This is a genomic window from Mycolicibacterium mageritense (genome assembly GCF_010727475.1).
Taxonomy (GTDB): Bacteria; Actinomycetota; Actinomycetes; order Mycobacteriales; family Mycobacteriaceae; genus Mycobacterium; species Mycobacterium mageritense.
The window spans coordinates 5606979-5629323 of sequence record NZ_AP022567.1 but is presented as its reverse complement, the minus strand read 5'-3'; the positions used below and the strand labels follow the sequence as shown (position 1 = coordinate 5629323).

12 protein-coding genes are annotated in these 22345 nt (G+C 71.5%); all 12 read left to right on the top strand.

Annotated elements, in window-relative coordinates; genetic code table 11:
- The 12 genes from G6N67_RS27090 to G6N67_RS27035 are packed head-to-tail and all read left to right on the top strand — an operon-like array spanning position 1 to position 22342.
- Positions 1-618 (top strand): phage tail protein, encoded by a 618-nt coding sequence (locus tag G6N67_RS27090; RefSeq protein WP_163642313.1) that lies wholly within the window; start codon positions 1-3, stop codon positions 616-618.
- Between the two features lie 30 nt (positions 619-648).
- Positions 649-1140, top strand: coding sequence for a phage tail protein (locus tag G6N67_RS27085; RefSeq protein ID WP_036436726.1), 492 nt, complete (start codon positions 649-651; stop codon positions 1138-1140).
- Positions 1141-1147: 7 nt separating this feature from the next.
- Positions 1148-1993 carry a hypothetical protein gene (locus tag G6N67_RS27080; RefSeq protein ID WP_163642311.1) on the top strand — a complete coding sequence of 282 codons (846 nt, stop codon included), beginning with the start codon at positions 1148-1150 and terminating at the stop codon, positions 1991-1993.
- Entirely contained in the window at positions 1993-2193 is a 201-nt protein-coding gene (locus G6N67_RS27075; RefSeq protein WP_036436721.1) for a hypothetical protein, read from the top strand. Before G6N67_RS27080 ends, G6N67_RS27075 begins: the two co-directional genes overlap by 1 nt.
- Entirely contained in the window at positions 2193-2969 is a 777-nt protein-coding gene (locus G6N67_RS27070) for a CIS tube protein (protein ID WP_036436719.1), read from the top strand. The genes G6N67_RS27075 and G6N67_RS27070 overlap by 1 nt, the downstream gene beginning before the upstream one ends.
- A complete protein-coding gene (locus G6N67_RS27065; RefSeq protein ID WP_036436717.1) occupies positions 2966-3235 on the top strand; it encodes a LysM peptidoglycan-binding domain-containing protein in 270 nt (89 codons plus the stop codon). Before G6N67_RS27070 ends, G6N67_RS27065 begins: the two co-directional genes overlap by 4 nt.
- Positions 3232-4533 (top strand): phage late control D family protein, encoded by a 1302-nt coding sequence (locus G6N67_RS27060; protein ID WP_163642310.1) that lies wholly within the window; start codon positions 3232-3234, stop codon positions 4531-4533. The genes G6N67_RS27065 and G6N67_RS27060 overlap by 4 nt, the downstream gene beginning before the upstream one ends.
- An 11-nt stretch (positions 4534-4544) precedes the next feature.
- Complete coding sequence (locus tag G6N67_RS27055) at positions 4545-4907, top strand: GPW/gp25 family protein (protein ID WP_163642308.1); 363 nt, start codon at positions 4545-4547, stop codon at positions 4905-4907.
- Positions 4904-8374: a baseplate J/gp47 family protein gene (locus G6N67_RS27050; protein WP_036436713.1), complete on the top strand. Its 3471-nt coding sequence runs from the start codon at positions 4904-4906 to the stop codon at positions 8372-8374. The genes G6N67_RS27055 and G6N67_RS27050 overlap by 4 nt, the downstream gene beginning before the upstream one ends.
- Positions 8371-10785 carry a baseplate J/gp47 family protein gene (locus G6N67_RS27045; RefSeq protein WP_163642306.1) on the top strand — a complete coding sequence of 805 codons (2415 nt, stop codon included), beginning with the start codon at positions 8371-8373 and terminating at the stop codon, positions 10783-10785. The genes G6N67_RS27050 and G6N67_RS27045 overlap by 4 nt, the downstream gene beginning before the upstream one ends.
- The gene (locus tag G6N67_RS27040; protein WP_036436707.1) at positions 10782-14588 is read left to right on the top strand and encodes a hypothetical protein; all 3807 of its coding nucleotides are present in this window, start codon (positions 10782-10784) and stop codon (positions 14586-14588) included. The genes G6N67_RS27045 and G6N67_RS27040 overlap by 4 nt, the downstream gene beginning before the upstream one ends.
- Positions 14585-22342: a right-handed parallel beta-helix repeat-containing protein gene (locus tag G6N67_RS27035; protein ID WP_036436704.1), complete on the top strand. Its 7758-nt coding sequence runs from the start codon at positions 14585-14587 to the stop codon at positions 22340-22342. The genes G6N67_RS27040 and G6N67_RS27035 overlap by 4 nt, the downstream gene beginning before the upstream one ends.
- Positions 22343-22345: the final 3 nt, after the last annotated feature.

The window sequence follows — 22345 nt, the reverse complement described above, 5'->3', positions numbered from 1 at the left end:
ATGGCTGATCCCGTGGTCACGGCGACTCCGTACAACCCGCTGCTGACCTATCAGTTCCGCATCCAATTGCTGGATCCCCCAGGAGATCCCACGCCCGAGCAACTGGAGGCCACCCGGACCACACTGCCCGGCACCAACGCCGGACGCGTCGGGGCGGCGGACATCGGTGCGGCCCCGATGGGCTTCGTGGCGGGTGTGCGCCGGGTCTCCGGGCTCACCCTGACCGTGGCGGCCAGCGAGACCTGGGAAGGCGGAAACTCGTTGCACCGGTACGCCAATCCGCACCGCGCGGTGTGGGAGCCGATCCTGCTCGAACAAGGCATCTCGACAGACACCAGCCTGCAGGACTGGGCCGAAGCGGGGGTGCGGTTCCTGCGCACCGGAACGGTGGACCCGGCACAGCCGGTCAAACGCAACGTGCTCCTCGGAGTGTTCACCAACGCCGGAGACCTGGTGCCCCGGCTGCGCTACGTGATCTTCAACGCGTGGGTCAGCAAATACCAGGCCATCCCGCGGCTGGATGCGATGGCCGACGAAGTCGCCCTGCTCTCCGTCGAACTCACCCACCACGGCTGGCGGCGGGATCCGCCTCCTGACCTGTTCGACACCCCGGATTAACCCACCATCACCCGACGAAGGAGCGCCACCGTGGCCACGAGATTTCAGGAAGCCGAACGCAACGACCCATTCCGCAACTTCAACTTCCGCATCGTCATCGACGGCGACGAGGTTGCCGCCTGCCGCAAGATGTCGATGCTCGAAGTGAGTGTCAACACGGTCAAGTTCCGGGCAGGCAACAACCGCACCACGGTCGAGGAGATGCTGCCCGGCCGGGTCGAGTACAAGCCCGTGGTGTTCGAATCCGGGCTCACCAACGACGAGACGTTCGAGGCCTGGGCCCGGCAGTTGATGGACCAGGACGCCCAGGCCGAACCACGGGCGGCCGAGCCCAACTTCCGCCGCGAGGTCGAGATCCGCGTGCTCGACATCGACAACATCACGGTGGTGCGCAAATACGTTCTGCACCGGGCCTGGCCCTCGAAGTACACGGCGATGTCCGACCTCGTCGGCGACGGTAACGACACGATCATCGAAACCTTGGAACTCACCCACCAGGGCTTCGAACGGATTCCGGTCTGAGGCAACGATGTACCACGATGTCGCGCTCGCACGCGGGCTCGTCGACTCGACGGGCGCGCGGCATCGGCGGGTGCGGCTGCGCCCGCCGACCGGGCATGTCGAACTCGGCCTGGCCGGGCGGCGCGCCGACGCACCTGGTCCGGACGACGCCGATGAACTGCTGGCCGGCTGCGTCGCACGGATCGGTGAATTCCACGATGTGACACCGTCGTTGACGGCGGCACTGACCCGCGGCGACCGGGCCCGCCTTGCGCTGGCCATCCGCACACTGCTGCACGGTGACGCCATCCTCCTCATCGTCGAGTGCCCCGCCGCGGGCTGCGGCGCACTGGCCGACCTCACGTTGCGCACACACGAACTGCTCGGCGAAACCCGCACAGCCCAGGCACTGAGCATCGCGGTCTCGACCGCCGACGGCGATGTCGAGGTCCGGCCGCCGACCGGCGCCGACGACCGGGCTGCCGCCGGCGCGGACGACGAGCTCTGGGGGCGGCTGGTCAGCAGAGCGGGGCAGCCGATAGGCGCCGCAGGCTGGCACAGGCTCGCCCCGACCAGTCACCAGCAGATCGCCATGGCACTCTCCGGCCTGGATTCGTGCGCCGACCTCGCCTTCGTCTGTGCGTGTCCTCGGTGCGGGTGCTGGATAGAGCTCGAGCTCGACGCCGTCGACCTGCTGACCCGTACCCTGGCCACCGGCGAACACCGCCTGCTCGCAGAGGTGCACTGCCTGGCTTTCCATTACGGCTGGCCCGAATCCGACATCCTCGCGTTGCCGCGACCCCGTCGGTTCGCGTACCTGGAGCTGTTGTGCGACCAACTCGAAGGCCGGCCGTTGACGAGAGCAGGTGCGTGATGCACGAGAAGCCGGGTACGGGCCTGAGCAGGCGCCAGCTCGAGTACGAACTGCGGTGGATGCTGCGCCAACAGCCCAGCGACCCAGGCAAACTCGCAGAGTTCCTCGGCGATGTCATGGTCACTCTGATCGACTGCAACAACAAAGCCCTGCGCCGTGAGGTCACAGACACCGCGATCGATCCGCCGGCGGTGTCCTGATGGGACTCAACCTCGAACCCCGGCTGGATGCACTCGAATCGACCCTCGAGCGCGGCGCCCTGCTGCGGATCGACCGCGACGCAAAGTCATTGGCGGCCACGGTATCGGTCACCGACGACGCGGCAACGATCGTCGGGAGCTCGACCTCGGGCCAGCTGGCTCTGCAGTTCCAGTTCAACCCAGAAACGGTCACCCGAACGAGAGCCGGCCAGTGGGATCCGCGGGTCAAACGGCAGGAGGCGAAGATTCCGCCGAATCCCGAGGTCCGGGGTACGGCCACGATGGGCTCGTCGGCGCTGCTCGCCGAGTCGGAGACGATCGGTTTCAAGATCGTCTTCGACGCCACCGAAGCCGTCCTCGCCGGGCGGCCGCACGGCACCGAACAAGGTGTGTTGCCGCAGCTGGCCTTCCTCGAGCTCGTCTCGCAGGGGCGCGAGGGCAACGTGGCCGACGACCCCAAGAAGCAGGACAAGGCCAAAGAGGTCATTCAACCGATCCGGCCGGACGAACTACTGCTGATCCTGGGATCGGCGCGGATCTTCCCGGTGGTCCTGACGAACCTGACGATCACCGAGCAGAAGTTCCTGCCGAGCCTGGTACCGCTGCGGGCGGAGGTGGAACTCAAGTTCACCGTCCTCGAACCGATCGAGAGTCGCTACAGCGCGATGATCGGCACCGCCTTCTCGCGACTCACCGAACGTCGTAGTGCCGCCGCGCAGCAGGCCTCGTCGGCCTCCGTCGTCGACGCGATCTGGAAGGCGCTGAATCCGCAATGACCACCGATCCGTCGTCGCGCCACGCCAACGCCGAGACCTACCGGGTGAGCCAGGAGGTCGAACTCCTGGTGCCCAGGATGAGAAACCGGCCACCGGCGGTGCGCCAGCACACAGCCTCCGTCACCGACCGGCTCGACAATCTCGCGGCAAGCTATCTCGGTGACCCGCACCAGTATTGGCGGATCGCCGATGCCAATCCGGCGGTTCCGCCGGACCAGCTGGTTGAGCCCGGCCGCTCGATAGACATCCCAGGGGCGTCGTCGTGACCGCGCGTCCGCCGCACCTGCAGGTGTGGCTCGACGGGGTGGCCGTGGCGCTGCGGGCCGGCTCGGTGCTGGCCCTCGACGTCGAGGAACGTTCCGACGAGGCGTCCTCGGCTCGGATCATGTTGGATCTCACCCCGGTCGGTGGCAGCTCGAAACCCGGCGACTGGGACGCCCTCGAGTACGGGCCGTTCGCGGCCGAGCGCGGCGTTCCGGCTTTCCGGCTGCTCAGCCGCGTCACGGTAGCGTTCGGCTTCGAGGCGGGTGCCGACGAGACCGCGATCACGGCAACAGTTTTCGACGGCTACGTGACGGCTGTCGAGCCCGTGATCGGCCGCGGCCGGGTGCCCGACTCGTACCTCGTGCTGACGTGTCTGGACGCGTCGTGTCTGATGCACCTCGAGACCGTCACCCGGACCTGGGACGGACAGACCGACGCCCAGATCGCTGCCGAGATCTTCGGCAAGTACGGCTTCGCCTGCACACCCGGCGACACCATCGAGGACAGCGGTGTCAGCCACGATGCCGACCTGCCCGGCCTCGTGCAACGCGGCACCGACGCCGAGTTCCTTCGAATGCTCGCCCGGCGCAACGGATTCGAGTGGTATATCGAACCGGCAGGCGACGTGCACGCAGGTACCCACCCCGGCCACGACGTCGTCGGCCATTTCCACTCGCCACGGGTGGGCATCGAACCGCAGCCCGAACTCGCGCTGTTCCCCCGGCTCACGCCGACGCTGCAGACGTTCCGGGCCCGCTTCGACAGTCACCAACCCACCCGGGTACGCAGCTGGCACATCGACGAGCGCAGCCGGGCGCTCCAGTACGTCGACCTACAGGGCACCGACCTCATGCGGATGGGCACGCATTCGCGGGCCGACGTGGTCGCGGAGCGGCTGAGCACGATCCAACCGGTCAAGGCGGGTGCGGCGACTGCCACCACCGTGGCAACCGGTCGCACCAGTGCCGGAAGCCTGCCTGCCACTCTCGACATCGCGTCGGGCAACGTGCCCTGCTCGAGGGTCGACCTCGGCAACCTCGCCCGCGCGAGCCTGCGGGTCGCAGACTGGTTCGTCACCGGGACCGGCACGGTGCAGAGCGACCGCTATCCCGCCATCGTCCGATCGCGGCGGCCCGTCACGGTCTCGGGGGCCGGGCACCTGCTCGACGGGCGCTGGTACGTGCAGGCCGTGCGGCATCGCTGGGGTGTCGACCCGGCCGAACCCGAACGCGAACAACGCATCCGCCGCTACGAGGCCGATGTCACGGTGGTCCGGAACGCATTGAGCGGAGCAGCGTGATGGACCAGGCCATGAGTTTTCCGTTCCGGGTGACCGAGCTCGGCGCCGCGGCACTGTCGCCGCGCAGCCGGGCCATTCGCGAGGCACTCGAGCAGCTGCTGTTGACGATTCCCGGCGAGCGGGTGAACCGGCCCAACTTCGGCTGCGGCATCCAGCGGTTGGTGTTCGACGGCACCGGCCCACTCGCGCTCGCCACCGCCGAGTATCTGATCACTACGTCGATCCGCGACCATCTCAGCGACCTGGTCACCCTCGACGCCGTGCGGGTCACCGTCGAGGAGTCCACCGTCCTCGTCGACATCCTCTACACCGTGAAGGGCACGGGCGAGGAGTCCGCACTGACCATCGCTCAACCGCTGCAGGTGTCGCCATGACCACCCGCGTCCTCGACACCGCCGACCTGGCAACGGCTTTCACGCAGGCCCAGGCCGGTCTGGCCGCGGCGCCTGCGGGTTCGGCCGAAACCTGGGTGCTCGGGCCCGGCGAGTTCGACCTCGGCGACGGGATCTCAGCAGGCGCGCCGGGTCGCAGCTTGACGCTGCGCGGTACCGCGACGCTGACCGTCGGATCGGCGGCGCCGGTCGCCGCACCCGCGACCGGTCTGGATCTGACCGGTGCCGACGTTCGGGTCGACGGCCTCACCCTGCGGGTGCGCAGTGCCGGCACCGCCACCGCGCTGCGGGTCCGGGCGGCAGGGCGATGCGAGCTCACCGATCTGAATGTCGATGCGGTGGAAGGAACTACCGCTGTCGGGGTCGACGCCGCCGCGGCGGGTGAGCTCAGCCTGCTCGACGTGCGCGTCGCACACGTCGGCGGCACGCAGGACGCGACGGGGGTCGTCACAGCGTGCGCGGGGGACGTGGCCGTGCGCGGGCTGACCGTCGACACCGTCGACGGCGCCCGGGCCTGCGGCGCGGTGATCGTCGCGGGCCGCGAGGCCGACTGGTCGGGCGGAAGGATCAATGCAGTGCGCGCCACCGCAGGGGGTGCGGTGGGGCTCCGGGTGCTCGCGGCGCCCGAACGCGCGGCGATCCGGCTGACCGACCTCGCAGTCGCACAGGTTTCGGGCACCGATCCGGGCACAGTCGCCGAACCTGCGGAATCCTGGCGGACCTGGCTCGCCGACGCCGGAGCCGCACTTGCCGCAGGCGCCGGGCTGCCGGACTGGCCCGCGACGGGAGATCCCGGCCACGCGGAAGCCGTCGCGGGCCTCCACATCTGCGCGCCCGTACCCGAGGATGCCCCGTGGCTGCAGACGAGCGACCCCGGGCCCGTCGAAGTCACCCAGTGCGTCGTCGAACGGATCAGCGGAACCGCGGTGCAGGTGACGGCCGACCTGCGCAACATCGAATTGCGCGGGCTGCTGATATGGACCGCGGCCCGCGCAGGCCACGTCGAGGGTGAGCGTGTGCTGCTGGCGCAGAGCACGATTCACCGCGTCGGGTTCGGATGGACGTTCGGACCGTGCGCTCTGACCGCCGCCGACACTCTGGTCACCGGTGTGCAGAGCGGTCCGGGAGTTGTCCTCGGACCCGAGGCCGAACTCGTCGATGCGCTCGTCGTCATCGCCACGGCGGGCTTGCCACCGTGGGAGCCTGAGCCCACACCGCTGCCCTACCACGATCCCGGGCCCGGCGGCGTTCCGGCGGAACTGCTCGCAGGTGACGTCGTGCCCGACGCGGCGCACGATCTGCGGGTCGACGGCGCATTGCACGGCCGCGCCCAACCGGTACCCGGCGACGACGACGATGCCGCGGCCTGGGTCGGCGCACTGGCACCCGACGTCGACACCCGCTGCGCCCTGCGGGATCCCGCACCGCCGCCGACCGAACCGGCGCCTGCGCCGCAGGCACCGGGCCCGGTGGTGGACTACCGGGCCCGCGACGCCCGCAGCCTGCTGGCCCTGATGACCGCCCGTGCCCGCCTGACGATGCCGGGTTGGACGCCGACGGGGCCCGCCGACCAGACCCAGATGCTGCTCGAGCTGTTCGCGGAGCGACTCGACCGCATCGCCTACCGGCAGGAGCTCGCACTGTCGGAGGGCACCGTGGCGACCGCGCTCGAACGGCGCTCCGTGGAAGACCATGTCCGGCTGGTCGACTACGTTCCCGACCCCGGGTTGTCGGCATCGACGATGCTGCGGTTCAAACTGTCCGATCCCGACGCCGCGACGCTGGACGCGTTGGCGCCCAACGACATTCTCGCTGATACCGCCGGTCCCGTGGTGATCGCGGCCGACACGCTGGTGCTGAATCCGGACGCCGCCGACCGGGTCGTGGTGTTCGGCACAGAATCCGATCTGACCATCGTGCGCGAACTCGACACCCTGCAGCTCGCCGACGAGACGAACCTTGAGCCGGGCGTGTCCACGGCGATCGAGATCGGAGACACCAGCGCCGTGCTGGCGGGCGCCCTGCCGATCGAACCGGGACGCTGGCTCGTCATCGCAGGCGTCGATCCGCTGGATCCGACGCGGCTGGATCCCGACGTGCCCGGCCACGTCGTGCGGGTCACCCAGGTGCAGCCCGGCACCGATACGACCCGCGTGCTGTGGGATCCGCGGCGGGGATCACCCACGCGCTACGAGCGGGACCGGTGCCGGGTCTTCGGCAACGTCGTGCCCGCACACCACGGCCTTCCGCTGACGGGTGCGGCAGCACAGAACCCGGGCATCGCAGTGCTGGAGCAGGACGACGTGCTGGCGCCGTGGCGCGAACGGCTCCGTATCGAGGTCGACGGATCGGCCCTGCGTGAGGTTCCGGTGCCGATCGACCGGGTCAGCGTGCACGCCGCTGGCTGGCCGTTTCCGGGCGGGCTGCCGCGCATCGGAGAACCGCGCATCGAGCTCGCGGTCGAACACGAACCGTGGACCCGCGTCGACGATCTCGCATCCGCGGGCGATCAGGTCTTTGCGCTGCGGACCGGTCCTGGCGATACCCCGGTCGTACGGTTTGCCCGAAACGCCCTGCCCGCCAGGCCGATCACGGTCGATCTCGCGGTGCGGGTCGGGCTCGGCACGGTCGGCAACGTCGGCGTCGGCGCCCTGACCCGGCTGCTCGCCCTCGGTCCCGGCGAGGACACCGAAGCGCTGCTGGGCGACGGCGGCACGGATCGCTACGACCTGTTGCGGCGACTGCTGACGGTCACCAACCCGGTTCCCGGGGTCGGCGGACGCGATCCCGAAGATCTGGAGACCATGCGCTACCGGGCACCGCTCGGTGTCCGCGACGCGCTGTCGGCGGTGGTCCCCGCCGACTACGAGCGGCTCGTGTCGGAACTTCCCGAGGTGGCCGCGTCGCGTGCTGTGGTGCGCGGCGGGCCGTTGGCCCCCGTCATCACCACGACCTTGCTGCTGCGCGACGAGGACGGCCTGGCCGAGGCGGGCGAGCAGGGCGAGGCCGAACGACTGCGTCGCTGGGCCGCGGCGCGTGCCCGGCTGGAGGAGGTCCGGCTGCTGGGATTCGACGTCGAGTTGGTGCCGCCCCGGTTCGTGCCACTCGACGTCGACGTCGTGGTCGATGTCGACGAATGGGCACTCGACACCGCCGAATTCGCCGTCCAGCACGCTCTCGGCGGACCCGACGGGCTCTTCGACCCCGATGTCGGTGGGCTCGGCGGTGATGTCCATGTCGACGCCATCCATCGCCGGGTGCTGGCCGTGCCCGGTGTGCAGGCCGTGCGGATACGTCACCTGCGCAGGCTGCAGCCCGATGCCGCCGAACACGCGCGCACCGGCAGGCTGGCCGTGGATCCCGACGAGGTGGCGATCCTGAGGCACCCGTACGGCGCGGCATTCCCGTCCGGACTGCTCACCGTCACGGTATGCGAGGCGCAGCCATGACAACACCGACCCGTCCCACCCGACGCCTTCCCACCGGACACACCGGCCGCCCGCACGCCGAGTTGCTCGAGCAGATGACCGTCGCGGCCCGCGCCCACCTCCTTAGCCCGGCATGGGATCCGACCCGCACGACGGGCACCCCGGACCACGGCCGCGGGCTTCTCGACGCAACCGCCCTTGCGCTGCATGTGCTTTGGACCTACCAGGAAGCCTGGGCCGACGAGGGTTCGCTCACCAACGCGCGGTTGCCGGCGTCGGTGTGGCGGCTGCTCGCTCTCGTGGGGTATCACCCGAATCCCGGCACCGCCGCGCAGGGGCTGCAGTACCTGCAGGTGAAAGACGGCGTGACCGCTGTTCTACCGCCGGGCTTCCGGGTCAGTGCGCCTGCCGCGGGCGACTTGCCCGCCGCGACGTATGAGACCACCCGGGCAGTCACCGTGCGCGCCGAGCTCAACGAGCTGCGCCCGTTCCTGCCCGCAGCGGCCCCGCCGCCACCCACCGCCGGAGCGATCTCGGCCGCCGTCGAACAGCTCCAGGATCTCCCGGAAGTCGTTGTGCCGGGGCTGCAGTCGTTCGCCGATGTGCTCAGCGGCAGGTTCGAGGCCGGACGGCTGACCACGCTCGCGGCCCGCAACGCCGCGCGAGCCCGGCAGAAAGCTCAGCAGGTCGCCGACGTGCTGACCCAGCTGCGTGCCGCGGGCGCGCCTGACATCTGCGGCGAGAGCTACGACGCGTTGTGCGCCAAGCTTTGCGAGACAACCGAACTCGGCCTGGCGGTACCCGACGGCCTTGGCCCGCTGTCGGAATCCCAGGAGCTGCTCGCGGTTCAGCTGCGCCAGATGACGCTGCGCAGACCAACGGCGCTGGCCGGGCTTGAGCGCGCGCTGGCGCGCTGCGACGGCGAGGACGACGCGTCGTACTCCGCGCGCCTCGACCAGCTCATGGGGTTTCTCGATGCCCTCGTCGGCGGCATCCTGCAGGAGGCCAGGGACCAGGTCGTCCGCCTGCGCGGCACCCGGGCGCTCACGGTGCTCGACACGCAGTTCTCGGCGCAGGTTGCGGCGCGCGGCGTGGCGTTGCCCGGCACCGATGCCGTGTACCTGCTGCCTACTGCGGCACCTTCCGGTGGCGCGCCGACGACTCAGACGGCGCTGTTCACGCCCGGAGACTGGCTGGTGTTCGCCGAGGATCCGACCGAGCCAGGAATTCCACGCCGCCATCTCGAGGCGGTCCAGGTGCTCCGCGTGCGCGACGAGACGCCCGCAGGACTACGAGAGCCCGTCACCAAGGTCACGTTCACCCCGCCGCTGCGCCGCCGGTACGTGCTCGACCGAACCGTCATGCTCGGCAATGTGATTCCGGTCAGCCACGGCGTCACCACCGAGGACTCCGTGACCTGGCACCGCGGCGACGGACCGGTGCTACGGCCCGCAGGTGGCCCGTTGTGCTGGCTGCAGTCGGTCTCCCCCGAGGTGCCCGACGGTCGGTTGCCACAGGTCGCCGTCGCCGTCGCGGGACGCGACTGGAACCGGCAGGCCGACCTGCGTCACGCGAGCGCATCGGACGCGGCGTTCGCCGTCGAGGTCGACACCGCGGGACAAAGCCACGTGCGACTCGGACCGGCGACTCCCGACGGTGCCACCGTGCGCCTGCGGTACCGCACCGGGCTCGGTGTCGCAGGCAACCGTGCGGCCCGCGCCGTCACCACCATCGCGGCCGCCCACCCCGGTTTGGTCAGCACGTTCAATCCGCTGCCCATGACCGGAGGAGCGGACGCCGAACCCGCCGAGTTGTCCCGCGCCCGCGCCAACGGCGGCATTCATGCGCTCGACCGCGCGATCTCGATCGCCGACCTGGCTTCACTCGCCGAAACCGTGTCCGGGGTACGCCGAGCCCGGGTGTTCCGCGACGCGCTGAGGCACCGCGACCACGTCACCGTGGTCGCGGCGGGGGCGGCCGGGCACATTCTCGACGACGACGAACTAGCCCGGGTCCGAACGTTTCTCACTGCCCGCACCGCACCCGGTGTCGTGATCCGCGTGCTGCCCCACCGGCAGGTGCTGATCCGGGCGCGGCTGCGGCTGCTGTTGACTGCGGGCACCGACCCGTTGGCCGTCCTGGCCGCCGTTCGGCGTCGGCTGGGCGCCGCAACCGCCGCTCCGGGTGAGGATCCGGGGCTCTTGGCTCCCGAGCGCGCCGAACTGGGCGATGACGTCCATGCGTCGGACGTCTACGGTGCGCTCGACGGCATGCCCGATGTCGTATCGGCCCATCTGGACGAGCTCGACCGGGCTGACCGCCCGACGACACCTGGTCTCGCGCAGGACCGCGTCGAGGTGCCTCGCGATGCCGTCGCCGCGTGGGCGGGAGCCGACGACGGGCTGGTCCTGGCGTGGGAGGTGCAGTCATGACCGTACCCACGCTGCAATTCGTGCCCGGCGACGGGCGCGAAGCCCGACCGGCGCCGCAACAACCCGCAGAGCTGTCCCCCGCCGCAGCGGCACTGGCCCGGCTGGTGCCCGAGATCTACCTGTCCCGCAACGATTCTGTGCCCGGACGGCCGCTGCTGACCCTGCTGGAGATCGTCGCCGAGCAGCTCGACGCACTCGACCAGGCGGCCGCGACACTGCTCGACGACAGGTTCGTCGAGCGCGCGTCCGCGCCGGCGTTGCGCCTCCTGGCCGATCTGGTCGGGGCGCGGCTCACCGGCGGTGATGCAGATCGGCACCGCGCGGTCGTCGCCCGAACCCTGCACTGGCGCAAGCGCAAAGGCACGCTCGCAACCCTCGAGGAAGTACTGACGGGCACCAGCGGCTGGCCGGCCGAGGTCGACGAGGCCTACCGGTCACTGGTGCTCACGCAGGATCTGGCGCGGTTGCAGACCTGGCGGGGCCGCACCGCGGTGGTGTGGGATCCGGTCCCGCTCGCCGATCCGCTGACGCGCCGGGCCCGCGGCAACCGTTCGGCCCGCGATCCCGAGCCCGGTCCCGAATTGGTGCGCAGGCCCGGCGAAGACGTCGAGCAGACCCTGCGACGCGTGGGCGCCGTGGACGCGGGCCGCTATGCCGCCTCACCGCGCACAGTCGATCTCACCGGCTGGGCGCGTCCCGACCGCGCGGTGATTCGCACCGACCGCATGGTGACCACCGAACTCGACGGTCTCGAGCTCGGTACACCGCTCGTCGTGGCGCATCGCAGCGACCCGTCCATCGAACTGCGCGGTTACCCGTTGGATCCACGTGGCCGCGACCTGCCGGTGATCGGGCGGTTCCCGGTCCGTGCGCCCGATGAACTGGCCCGCCTGACCGCGGCGCACGAGCCTGCGGCCACGACTCCCACACCTACGTACCGCGCCGGAGTCCTCACACCGACCGCGCTGGCGCACGACGCCGAAGGACTCGAAGCCGCCGACACGTTGAGCGTCTTCGTCGACGGCGTGCGGCTCGTGGGGCCGGCGGATGTCGGCGCCGCGGGCGGGTCGCTCGCGTTCGCGCCGGTGGGGCCGGCACCGACGCTGCGATTCGCCGACGCGTCCCGCCCGTCCGAAGGCGAAGAGTGGGATCTGCGGAGCTACGCGCTGGAGGCCGACGGCCCCGTGCCCACGGCGGTGCTGCCCGACGTGCCCGCACCGGGCGGGAACAGCCCGCTGCTGCTGTCCACGCGGGCGCGTAGGCGCGACCGCGACCCGGTCGCGGTCACTGAGGCGGCTGGGATCGACCGGGCAGGCGCCGGAGTCGTGTTACGTATCGCGCGGGTCACCGGTGCCGATCAGGGGCATCGCCGCGGCGCCGACGGAACCTGGACAGCCCTGACCACCGGCCCACGGACCGGCCCGGTACTCTCGAACCTCGTGCTGGTCGGCCCGACCCTCGTCCGGCTCGAGCGCACTGCGACAGGATGTGCTGTCGCCCAATGGGTTCCAGGTGACATCGCATCGCGCTGGTCATCGGCCGAGCTGGATCTGTCCGGCCTGCCCGACGCCGATCAGCCCGACGTCGATCCGCCCGTCGACGGTCCGGCGCTCACCCTCACGGGCCACGACGACACGGTCCTGCTGGTCGCGCCGGTGCGCAACGACGCGGCAGAGACACCGGGGCTCGGGCTCTGGCGGATCAGCGGGTTGGCCGGCGCCGCCACGATCGAGCGGTTGGACGGCGCGTCGGCGCAACGTCCAACCGACCGGGTGGCACCCAGCGCCGTCCTCGACGGCGACCGGTTGGTGCTGCACGGCGGCGAGCACTCGGGACGCATACTCGACGACACCTGGTCCATCGCACCGGATGTCGGCGCATGGCGCAGTCACGCGGTCCGGCGGCGCGCTCCGCGGGTGGGCGGCAACCTGGTGGTCACCCCCGCGGGGATCGTCCTCGTGGGTGGCGCGAGCACACGCGGCGAACTCGCTGCCACAGTGCACCGGCTCGACCTGACGCGCGCCCGGCCCGGCTGGGAGCGCCTACCGGATCTGCCGGTGCCGGAAGGTGTTCCGGGCATCGCGGTGGCGCGGGCCGAGCCCGCGGCATCCGGCGCGGGAATCGAGGTGCTGGCCTGGATCGATTCTGTGCACCCCGTGCGGTTGCGGTCCGACGCCGCACGGGGCTGGCGCGCCGAACCCGACGCGGTCGAGGCCGGTGCGCCGAATCCACCCGCCGAGGGGGAAGCCCAGTTCCTCGGCGAAACCCTCGTCGTCGCCGGACCGTCGCCGTTGCCACCGTCCGAGGTCGTCGTCACGGTGGGCGGCACGGGGATGCTGGCTTTCCTGCCTGCCCTCGATCCCGCACCGGGCGAGGCGATTGCGCTGACGTTGTCCGACGACGGTTCGACCCGACGCTGGCTGCCGCCCGGCCTGCCCGTCGTCGACAATCTGCGCCTCGGTGCGGGACGCGCCGCACCCCCGGCCCACCGGGACGCGCCTGCCGCGCGGATCGGCATCCCCGGCCGGCTGGCGTGGCAGCCACTGCGGCTGCGTCAGGTCTCCCTGGGGCCGTGGGACCAACCGGTGACACTGCGGCTGCCCGATGCGGTGGGCGTCGATCCGCGTCTCGGCCGCATCCTGATCCGCGCCGAGATAGCGGACGGCCCTGTCACGGCGACCATCCGGGTCGGGCGCTCCGCGGCGATCGGGGCGGGGTTCGCGCCTGCCGACGGTGCTGTCCCGGCGCCGTGGGACGATCCGGACGCCGATCTCACGATCGAACACCCCGCGCCAACGGCGTGGGTCTCCCCGACCCGGGCCGGTCTCACCGCGCCGCACGACACCACGTGGTACGCGGGACTCGGCGACGCGGTCGCGGCGCGCAGCGGCGAAAGCCCGACCGGGATCGCAGTTCTCGGCTCGCCGCGGCTGCCCGCCGAAGTGCTGGTCGCCGATCAGCGTGCCGTGGTCGGTATCACCGCCGCCGACAGCGGGACACGCCCCTACCTCGAAGCCGACGCCGGGGTGTCGCTGGCCCTGCACGAACAGCTTCGACCGTTCGGCGACGACGATCCCGACGCGGGCCCCAGCTGGCTGTTAAGCGGGCTCGCGTTCGCCGGGGCGGTCGAACTCGCGGTCAGCGCCGGCCGGCTGGACGTGCGTTGGTGCACGGTGGCAGCGCCGGGCGAGATCGCGATCCGCGTCGCAGGCGCCGGTCACGCACCGGACCTGGTCCGCTATTCGCTGCCCCGGCCACGGGTTGCGCTGCGGCTGGTCGGATGCGAACTCGGCGTGCTCGAGGTGCCGCCGTGGACCGACGTGGTCGCCGTCGGCTGCACATTCGATGCGGGCACCGCCGACGCGGTGGCCATCGCGGCGCCCGGCGCCGGAGTCCGATTGCGGCACTGCACTGTTCACGGCCGTACCGTGACCGGTGTGCTGCGGGCCAGCTCGAGTGCGTTCCGCGGTTCGGTGATGTGCGACCGACCCGACCTCGGCTGGCTGCGCTACTGCGTTGCGCCGGGAGAAGGGCGCCGCCCGTTGAGCTACCGCGGCGTCACCGCGTCCGTCTCGTTCTCGTCGCACCGCCCCACCGATCCCGACTATCTGCGGCTGGACGTCAACAATCCCGGCGTGCTCCGTGCTGCCGAGCACGCAGGCACGCCCGGGGCTCATCACGAATTCGCCGACCGGGCAGCCGAACTCGATCTGCGTACCGAGGAATTCCTGCCGCTGGCCCTCGCCCCGTTCCACGTCGACCACACCGTGGCCGACCTTGTCCGCATCCGGAGGCTCCCGTGAAGGCCTACACCTCGCGCAACCTGTACGACGAGCGGGACCGCTACACCGGTGTCCGCGAACAGATGGGCCAGGTCCGGCTCGATTCCGAGGCGAACCTCCAGGTCGACATCACGCGTGCCGACGCGCGGCGCCGGTCCGGTGATCTGGCCGAGGGCTCCCCCGACGACGGTTTCCGGATCACCGACACCCACCTGCTCGATCCGGTGCTCACGCTCGACGGTTGGGCTGCAGTCGGATTGGCTGCCGACGACGAGCGCGTCATCACCCCTCAACTCGGGCTGGTGCGCCGCGACCCCGACACCCTTCCGCATGTGCTGCGGACCCGCGGACACACCGCGGTCACCCGGCGCAGGCCCGGAGTCGACCTGCTGCGGCTACCGGTGCCGCTGCACCCGTCCGGCGCCACGTACGCGGCCGCGTCGATCGTCATGCAGGTGCGTTTCGACCGGCCGCCGACCGACGACGAGATCGTCGACGTCCGAGCGGTGGTATTCGACGCGGACGGTGCCGAACACGATGCCGGAGCGGTCCCCGCGCCGGACGCGCCGGAGGCCGTCCAGGCGAGCCCACCCTGGACCAGGGTGAGCATCCCGATCGGCGCGCTGGCGCCGCTACGACGCGGCGCAGGGCCCGACGAGACCTGTGTGCTGACCGGCTGGGGCCTGCGCGGCCTGCCGCCCCGCGCGACCGTCGACATCGATGCACTGCTCGTGGTCGACACCGGACTCGGTGAGGGCGATCTCGTCATCCGGGGCGGGGACGGCACGATACCCGGCGCGGGCCGGCTCTTCGTGCACGGCATGCGCACCTTCCTCGAACACGACTGGCGGTATTCGCTACAGCCCGACCTGCCCGACCCGGAGCCCCTGGTCCGGCCGACACCCGCGCCCGACGGATCGACGGGCCATCATCTGGTGTACGCCGACATCTTCGAAGAGGTCGTGCGCGGTTTCGCCGAGCCCAGCGTCATCGAACCCGCGCTCGGCGGCGAGGAAACGGCGTTCCGGACCCGCAAGGTCACCCAGATCAGGGTGCTGCCGGTGGGCCCGGACGGTGCCGAGACGCTGCCCGGCCCCACCGGCGACGGCCGCCTGACCACCAATGTGCCCGCGGGCGCGTTCCCCGACCGGTTCCCGCCCGAAGAACGCGACCCGTGCCGGGACCGGTGCCTGTTCTCGACCAACGTCACCACCGGTGTCGGATATCGCGGCTCGGAGAACATCCAGGTTCGCGTCGAGATCCTGGCCGCGCCCACCCTCACCCAGCCCGGCGTCATCGGCTGGTCCCGCGACAACGCGGCGCGCATCGCCCCGCTGGTCATCGACGCCGCGGCAGGCGCCGAATCGGTGTTCGTCGCGCCCGAGGACGCCCGGTCGTTCGCCGCGGGCGGCCTTGTGGTGGTGGAGGATCGGCGCAGCCGGCTCGACCCGGACCGGCCCGGACACCGGGCCCAAGTACGCGCGTTGCGAACCGTGAACTCCGCCACCGGGGAGCTCGAGTTCGAACCTGCGGGTTGGACCTCGACGACAGACCCGGTGCCGCTAGTGCTCGGCGGCGGATTGTCCCGCGCATTCCTGCGGACCGACGCCGCAGCGGTGCGCCGTTGGGACGGTGTCGACCACCTCATCACCGAGGTCCGTTACAACCTTGCCGACGGCATCGATTTCGCCCTGTCCGGCAATGATTTCCGGGTGCTCGAGCACTGGACGTTCACGTGCCGGGTGGCCGGTCCCGACGCCGTCGCCGAAGGCGTGGTGCAGCAGTTGACCGCGGCGCCGATCGCCGGTCCGCGCCACGAGCGGGTCGCGTTGGGACGCGTCACGTGGACCCCGGCCGGACGTGAGTTCACCGACCTGCGGATCCGGTTCCTGCCCTTGCACGAGGTACGCGACCGCCTGATCGAGCTGGGCGCGCGCAAGCTCGCACCGGGTGCCTTCACGGTCGTCGTCGGCGACGGCCTGCGGACGTTCGGTGACATCGACCAGAATCTCGCCGAGGGCGTCACGGGCGACGAGGCATTGCAGGCCGCGCTCGACAGGATCGGCGCCGCGGGCGGCGCGGTCTATGTGCGCGCCGGCCAGTACCGTCTGGAACACCCTGTGCTGCTGCTCAATCGCAGCAAGGTGCGCATCCTCGGTGACGGTGCGGCCAGCCGGTTGCAGGTGACCGGCGCGGGCGGCGCGTTCCACATCGACGGCTGCGGCGCCGACGGCGAGATCTCGGTCGAGTTGCTCGATCTGGCCGAAACACCCGAGCTGGAAACCCCTATCGGATCGGAGGCCGCCCGACCGGTGATACCGCGACCGTTCGGACCGATCGTGCCGGTCCCGCCGTTGCTCGCGGTGCGCCCGATCGTGCTCGCCGATCTCGTGTCGTCGGTGCCGACCGTACCCGACCTCGTGGCGAGCCTGGCCGACCGGTTGCGTGCGGCCGGCCCCCTCGAAGCGCGTGCGGCCGGCTCGGTCGTCGCCACCCTGGCGCAACTACGTCGCCTGCAGCGCGCCGAACCCGGCCGGCCCCTGGAGGACGTCGCGCCGGCCGAACTCGACGTGTTACGGCGGCTGCCGCACGGCGTGGTCACCGTCACCGACTCCGACCGGGTCCGGCTGGCCGATCTGACACTCACGTCCCGTGAGCAGGGGCAGGCCGCGGGCACCGTCGCGGCCGCGGTGCTGGTGTCGGGCAGCTGCGCGGATCTGGTCGTCGACAGTTGCCGCATGCACGCGCCGTCGGGCGTCGTCGCGGCACCGTATGCCCGTTCGTTCACGCCGGCAGCGGTCGCGCTGTGGCCCCGGTCGGGCCTGTTCCTGCACGGGATCAGCGTGCGCGACTGCGTGATCGGTGCGAGCGGCGCCGCCAGCCACGGCGTCCGGGTGGCCGACGGCGTCGTCGACGGCGTCGTCGTCTCGGGCAACCGCGTGGACGGCTTCGCGACGGGCATCGCGATCGAGGACGCGGCCGAGGCCCGCGACGCCGAAGCGATCGATCGGACAGTGGTGCGCGACAACATCGTCGCAGCGACCGCGACGGGGATCGCGGTCGGCGGCGACGGCGTCGAGGTGGACGCCAACGAGGTGCGACTCGGCGGCGAGACTCCGGCCGGAGCCGGGGTGCGTGCGGCGATCCGGGTCACCGGATCCGCAAACCGGGTGCGGGACAACTGGATAACCCTTGACGGCAGGCCTGCCCCGGCGCTGTCGGTGCAGACCGGGGTGTTGATCGGCACCGGTGCCGACGACGGCGCCGCGGTGGGCAGGCCGGTGCACGATGTGGTGGTCGCCGGCAACCGCGTCGACGGCGGCGGGGCCCAGGCCTGCGGAGTTCTGATCGGCGGCTCGACACCTCACCTGGACGTGTATGTCCAGCGGAACACGTTGCGCGCGTTGGGCGATGCCGGCGTGCGGGTGTGGGCATCGTCGGGCCCGGTCGGCGGCGCCCGGGTCGAGGACAACACGCTCAGCGACGTGGCCAGGGAGTACCTGAGCTGGGGTCCGGCTGTGGTGGCCGAGGTTCAGGCGCTGTCTGGCGCACAACTTCCGGCGAACGCCTCGCCGCGCGACGTGCTCGACACCCTGCTCGGGCAGGGCGCAGGCGCTGCGGCGGCGCTCGACGCGGTGTTGCGCTGGCTGGAGCGGGCCACGCTGCGCGGCGGGATCGTGCTGAGCCTCGCCGAGAACAGCGTCGTGCGTGGCAACGACATCACCGAGGTGGGCCGCACGGCGTATCCGGCGGGATTCGTCCGCCCCGGCACCGATATTCGCACTGCGGCCGTTGCCGCGGTCGGCACCCGCGACCTCACGGTCACGGGCAATCGGATCCGCGGCGTGCGGGCCCCGGTGACGGTCATCCGGCCGCCGGTCACCGTCGACCCGGTCCGGCCGCCGGTGCTCGACATCCTGCCGGACCTGATCCGTCCGCTCGGACCGGCCCGCGTGCTCGACGTGTTCGGGCCCGCGGTGGCGCTGCGCCGCCAGGTCATGGAGTACGCCGCCGGAAACGCGCGCGACCGCCAACGCATCGGGCGCGGCATCTATGCGCCCATCGAATCGCTTGCCGGCGCCCTCGAAGCCGGCGGCCCGGAAAGCCGGCGGCTTGCCGTGGAACTGCAAGGCGGGCTCACCGAGATGCTCGAGGCCCAGGGCACCGACGCCCACACGCTCGCCGCACATCACGTGCGGGCCACGCTGTCGCGCGTCGCGGCGCTGACCGCCCCCGATCCTGCGGTGACACAGGCCTGGGACGCCGCCGCACGCTTCGACACCGCACTCGTCGGCGAACCACAGTCCCGCGCGACGGCGGTCCGGGCCGCGGCCGCCGACGTCCTGGCGGGCGCGCCCGAACTGGTGGCCGGGCTCGAAGGCCTCGGCCTGGACGCCGAGGAACAGGCCCGGGCCGTGCTGTCCGGCGGCGGTACCAGCACGCAGCAGGCCAAAGCCATGGCAACGCTCGCCACGACCCTCGGCACCCTGGCCGAAGCGCGCGGCAGCAAGGTCCGGCTCGAACAGTCCGCGACCGGGGCCGCACTCAGCAGCACCGACCGGGCCACGGCCGAGGGCATCGTGCAACTGTCGCTGGCAGCGCTCGAAGTGCCAGACGCCACCGAGCTCAACGAGCAGGCCGTAGCGCGGCTCGCACACGGCGGAGTGGGGCTGAGTGAAGTGCTCAGGTCGGTCAGTTCGCCTCTCGCAGAACGGGTCAACACCGACATCGCACGGCTGCGCGCCGCGGGTGGGCGGCCCACCGCGATCGACGTCGCGCGGCTGACCAGCACCCTGCAGGAGGTACAGGCGTTCGCCCGGGGTGAGCAGGTCACCCACGACGTGGCGGAAGCGGACCTCGACGCCCAGCACCAGACGTTCAAGAGTTCGCTCATCGCGGTGACCGCCGACCAGATCGAACGGCGGGTGGCAGCTCTCGAGGTCGATCCGGAGTCGAGCGCGTCGCGCAATCTTGCGCTGATCGAACAGGCCGCCGACCAGCTCGGCCACCTGGTCGGGACGGATCCGCAGGCCCGCAGCACCGCACGGGCGGCCCGCGCAGCGCTCGGCGACGCGCTGTCGGATGTGGAGCATCGCGCCGAGCACCAGGCCCGGGCCAGGACGCTGCTGCGCGAACTCGCCGGTATGCAGGGCCTGCCCGTCGCGAGCACGACCCCGGCCTCGACCACGCCGGTCGGCGCAGCACCTGCCGACGGCGACCACGCCACCGACCTGTCCGAGCCCATCGCCGCGCTGGGCCAGTTGGTTCTGACCCTGCGCGATACCGGCCAGCCGGTCGAGATACGTACGGAAGCCGGTGCGCTGCTGGACAATCGGCTCCGCGCCGCGGTGGGCGACGCGGGAATCGGGCCCGCCGAGGCCGCGGATCTGCTCGGCGACGTCACCGAGACCGTCGACAGCGCGGTCATGGGCAGCACGTCGGCCAGGGCGGCCGCGCTCGGCGCCCTGGCGACGAAGGTCGAGACCGTCGCCTACCGCGCGGCGCAGCGCCCGGACGCCACCGCGGAGATCCGCGCTGTGCATGTGCTTTCGGGCGTCCTGGCGCGCGCACTCGACCCGACACTGTCCGACGACGCGCGGGTCAGCGCCGTGAGCGGCTGGACCGCATCGCGCGGCGAAGCGCTCTCGACATCCCTTGCGGCACAGCTCAGCAGCGCGGCCGATCTCGCGGCCACGCTCGCCGGGCTGCACAGTGGCCTGGACACATTGCTGCCCATCCCGCCGGTGCGCCCGCGCCCCGCCGAACCGCTGGCGGTCGACGTCGAGACCGCCGACGGCGCGCTCGTCGCCGGTGCCGCACGGCGTCTGGAGCTGTCCGGCAATGCGGTCGCGGACTGCCGCGTAGGGATCACGGTGCGCGGATCCGACGGGCACGCGCTGGCACCGACGGGTGACTCCGAAGCTCTCATGCTCACCGTGACGGGCAACACCGTCGAGGCCGCAACTCTCGGCGCGGTCGATGTCGCGCTACCCAGCGCGACCGCCGCCGTCGTCGCCAACACCGCCACGGGCTGCTGCGGCGCGCTGAACAACGCCGCAGCCGCATACGGACAGGCGGTCGTGTCCGCGACCGGCAGCGGCGCCCTGCTGCTTGCCGACAACCTGTTGCGCGACAACGGCAACACCCGTTCCGACGCACCGGTGCACGAGGTGCTGCTGAACTGGGACGGCGACGTCACGCTGCGCGGCAACCAGGTGCGGCACGCGGGTGGCAGTTCCGGCGGTTACGGCCTGGCGGTGATCTCCGGACCGGTCGCGGCGGACCTGGTGCGCCGTCTGGTCGCCACCCCGGCACTCATCGCCGAGCCGGTCACCAGGTTGCCCTTCCCACGTCCTCCGCTGGGGATCCTGACGGGCCTCGACGACGTGTTGTCGGCGGGCCTGACTAAGACGGTCACCACCGCGGCGCACACCGCCGCGGTGGGCGAACCGGCTGCTGTCGGCGTGGGTGGCCTGCAGTTCACCACGCGCGCACAGCGCCCGGTGTTCGCGGTGCTGAACGCAGGCGTACGTGCGGTTCCCGCAACCACACTCGCGCAGTCCGCGGCCGACGGCTGGCTGTCGGCCACGACGGTCGATGTGCTGCCCGCGGTGACGACCGGCCCGCTGCTGGACTGGCTGCGGCTACCCCGACCGCCGCTGATCGTGCTGCCGCCGCCGGTCCGCAGGTCGGTGCAGGCCGTCGGCAACGACGTGGTGTCGATGGGTCCCGCTCTGGCGGTGTTGCACGACGGTGCGGTACTCCTGTCGGCAACGGTCGTCGACAACGACCTCGAATCCCTCGGCACCACAGGGGCGCTGTACCTGCGCGGCGTCGACACCACCGTGGTCGGCGGCAACCGGATGGAAAGCCAGCGCGAGGTCAACGTCGCGGTGCTGCGGGTGCGCGAATCGCTCGTGAGCGTCACGGGCAACACCGCAGCCGGTCAGGAGCCGCCGGCTCCGCCCGCGCCGCCCGTACCACTCGACATCCGGCCGCTCGGACCGGATCTCGGCGATCTGCACCTGACCGTGCCGGTCGGCGGACGGGCTTCGCTGACCCTGCGGCTCGACCCCGAGGCGGTCCGGACGGCCATCGACGCCAAGCGCACGTCGGCGTTCACCGCGGTGGCAGAGGAAGCCGAGACCAGCTTCGGGTTGTTCACGCGGGCAACGGATCTCGTGGTCAACCCGGACATCGCGAGCGTGCTGACCGCGGGGCGGGACACCGGCCTTTCCCTACGCCGCATCGCCGACCGGATCACGCTGGCAGGCCCTGCCGCCGCCGAGGCGGCCGACCAGCCGGATCCTCGCGTCGAACGCGCGGTGTTGACCAGCAACGCGATCCTGTCGAGCAGCCGGCTCAGCGCACCGGCCAAACTGTTCGGCCTGGCGGCCAGCTCGGGGATGCCCGCACACCAGGCGCGCGCGTTCGTACAGGGGCATCTGCTGCGGGCCGGCGGCGACCAGACCTCGGCGCTGGCCTCGGGTCTCGCCGAGATCACGGGTATCGACGACGCGGGCGGACCGACGGTCAGCGAACGCGTGCTGGCCGCGAACCCGGTAGAGGACATGATGTCGCTGTTGCTGCGCAACCGCACGTTCACGCCGATCCGGCCGGATCTGGTGATCCCGCCGCGTCCGCTGCCTGCGCCCGATCCACGGCGCAAGTCGATCGTCGTCATCGGCGGCAGCCGCGTGGCCATGGTCGGCAACGTGACGACGGCGGGCATCCACGTGCACGACGCCGCTCATTCGGTCGAGAACAACCTGTGAACG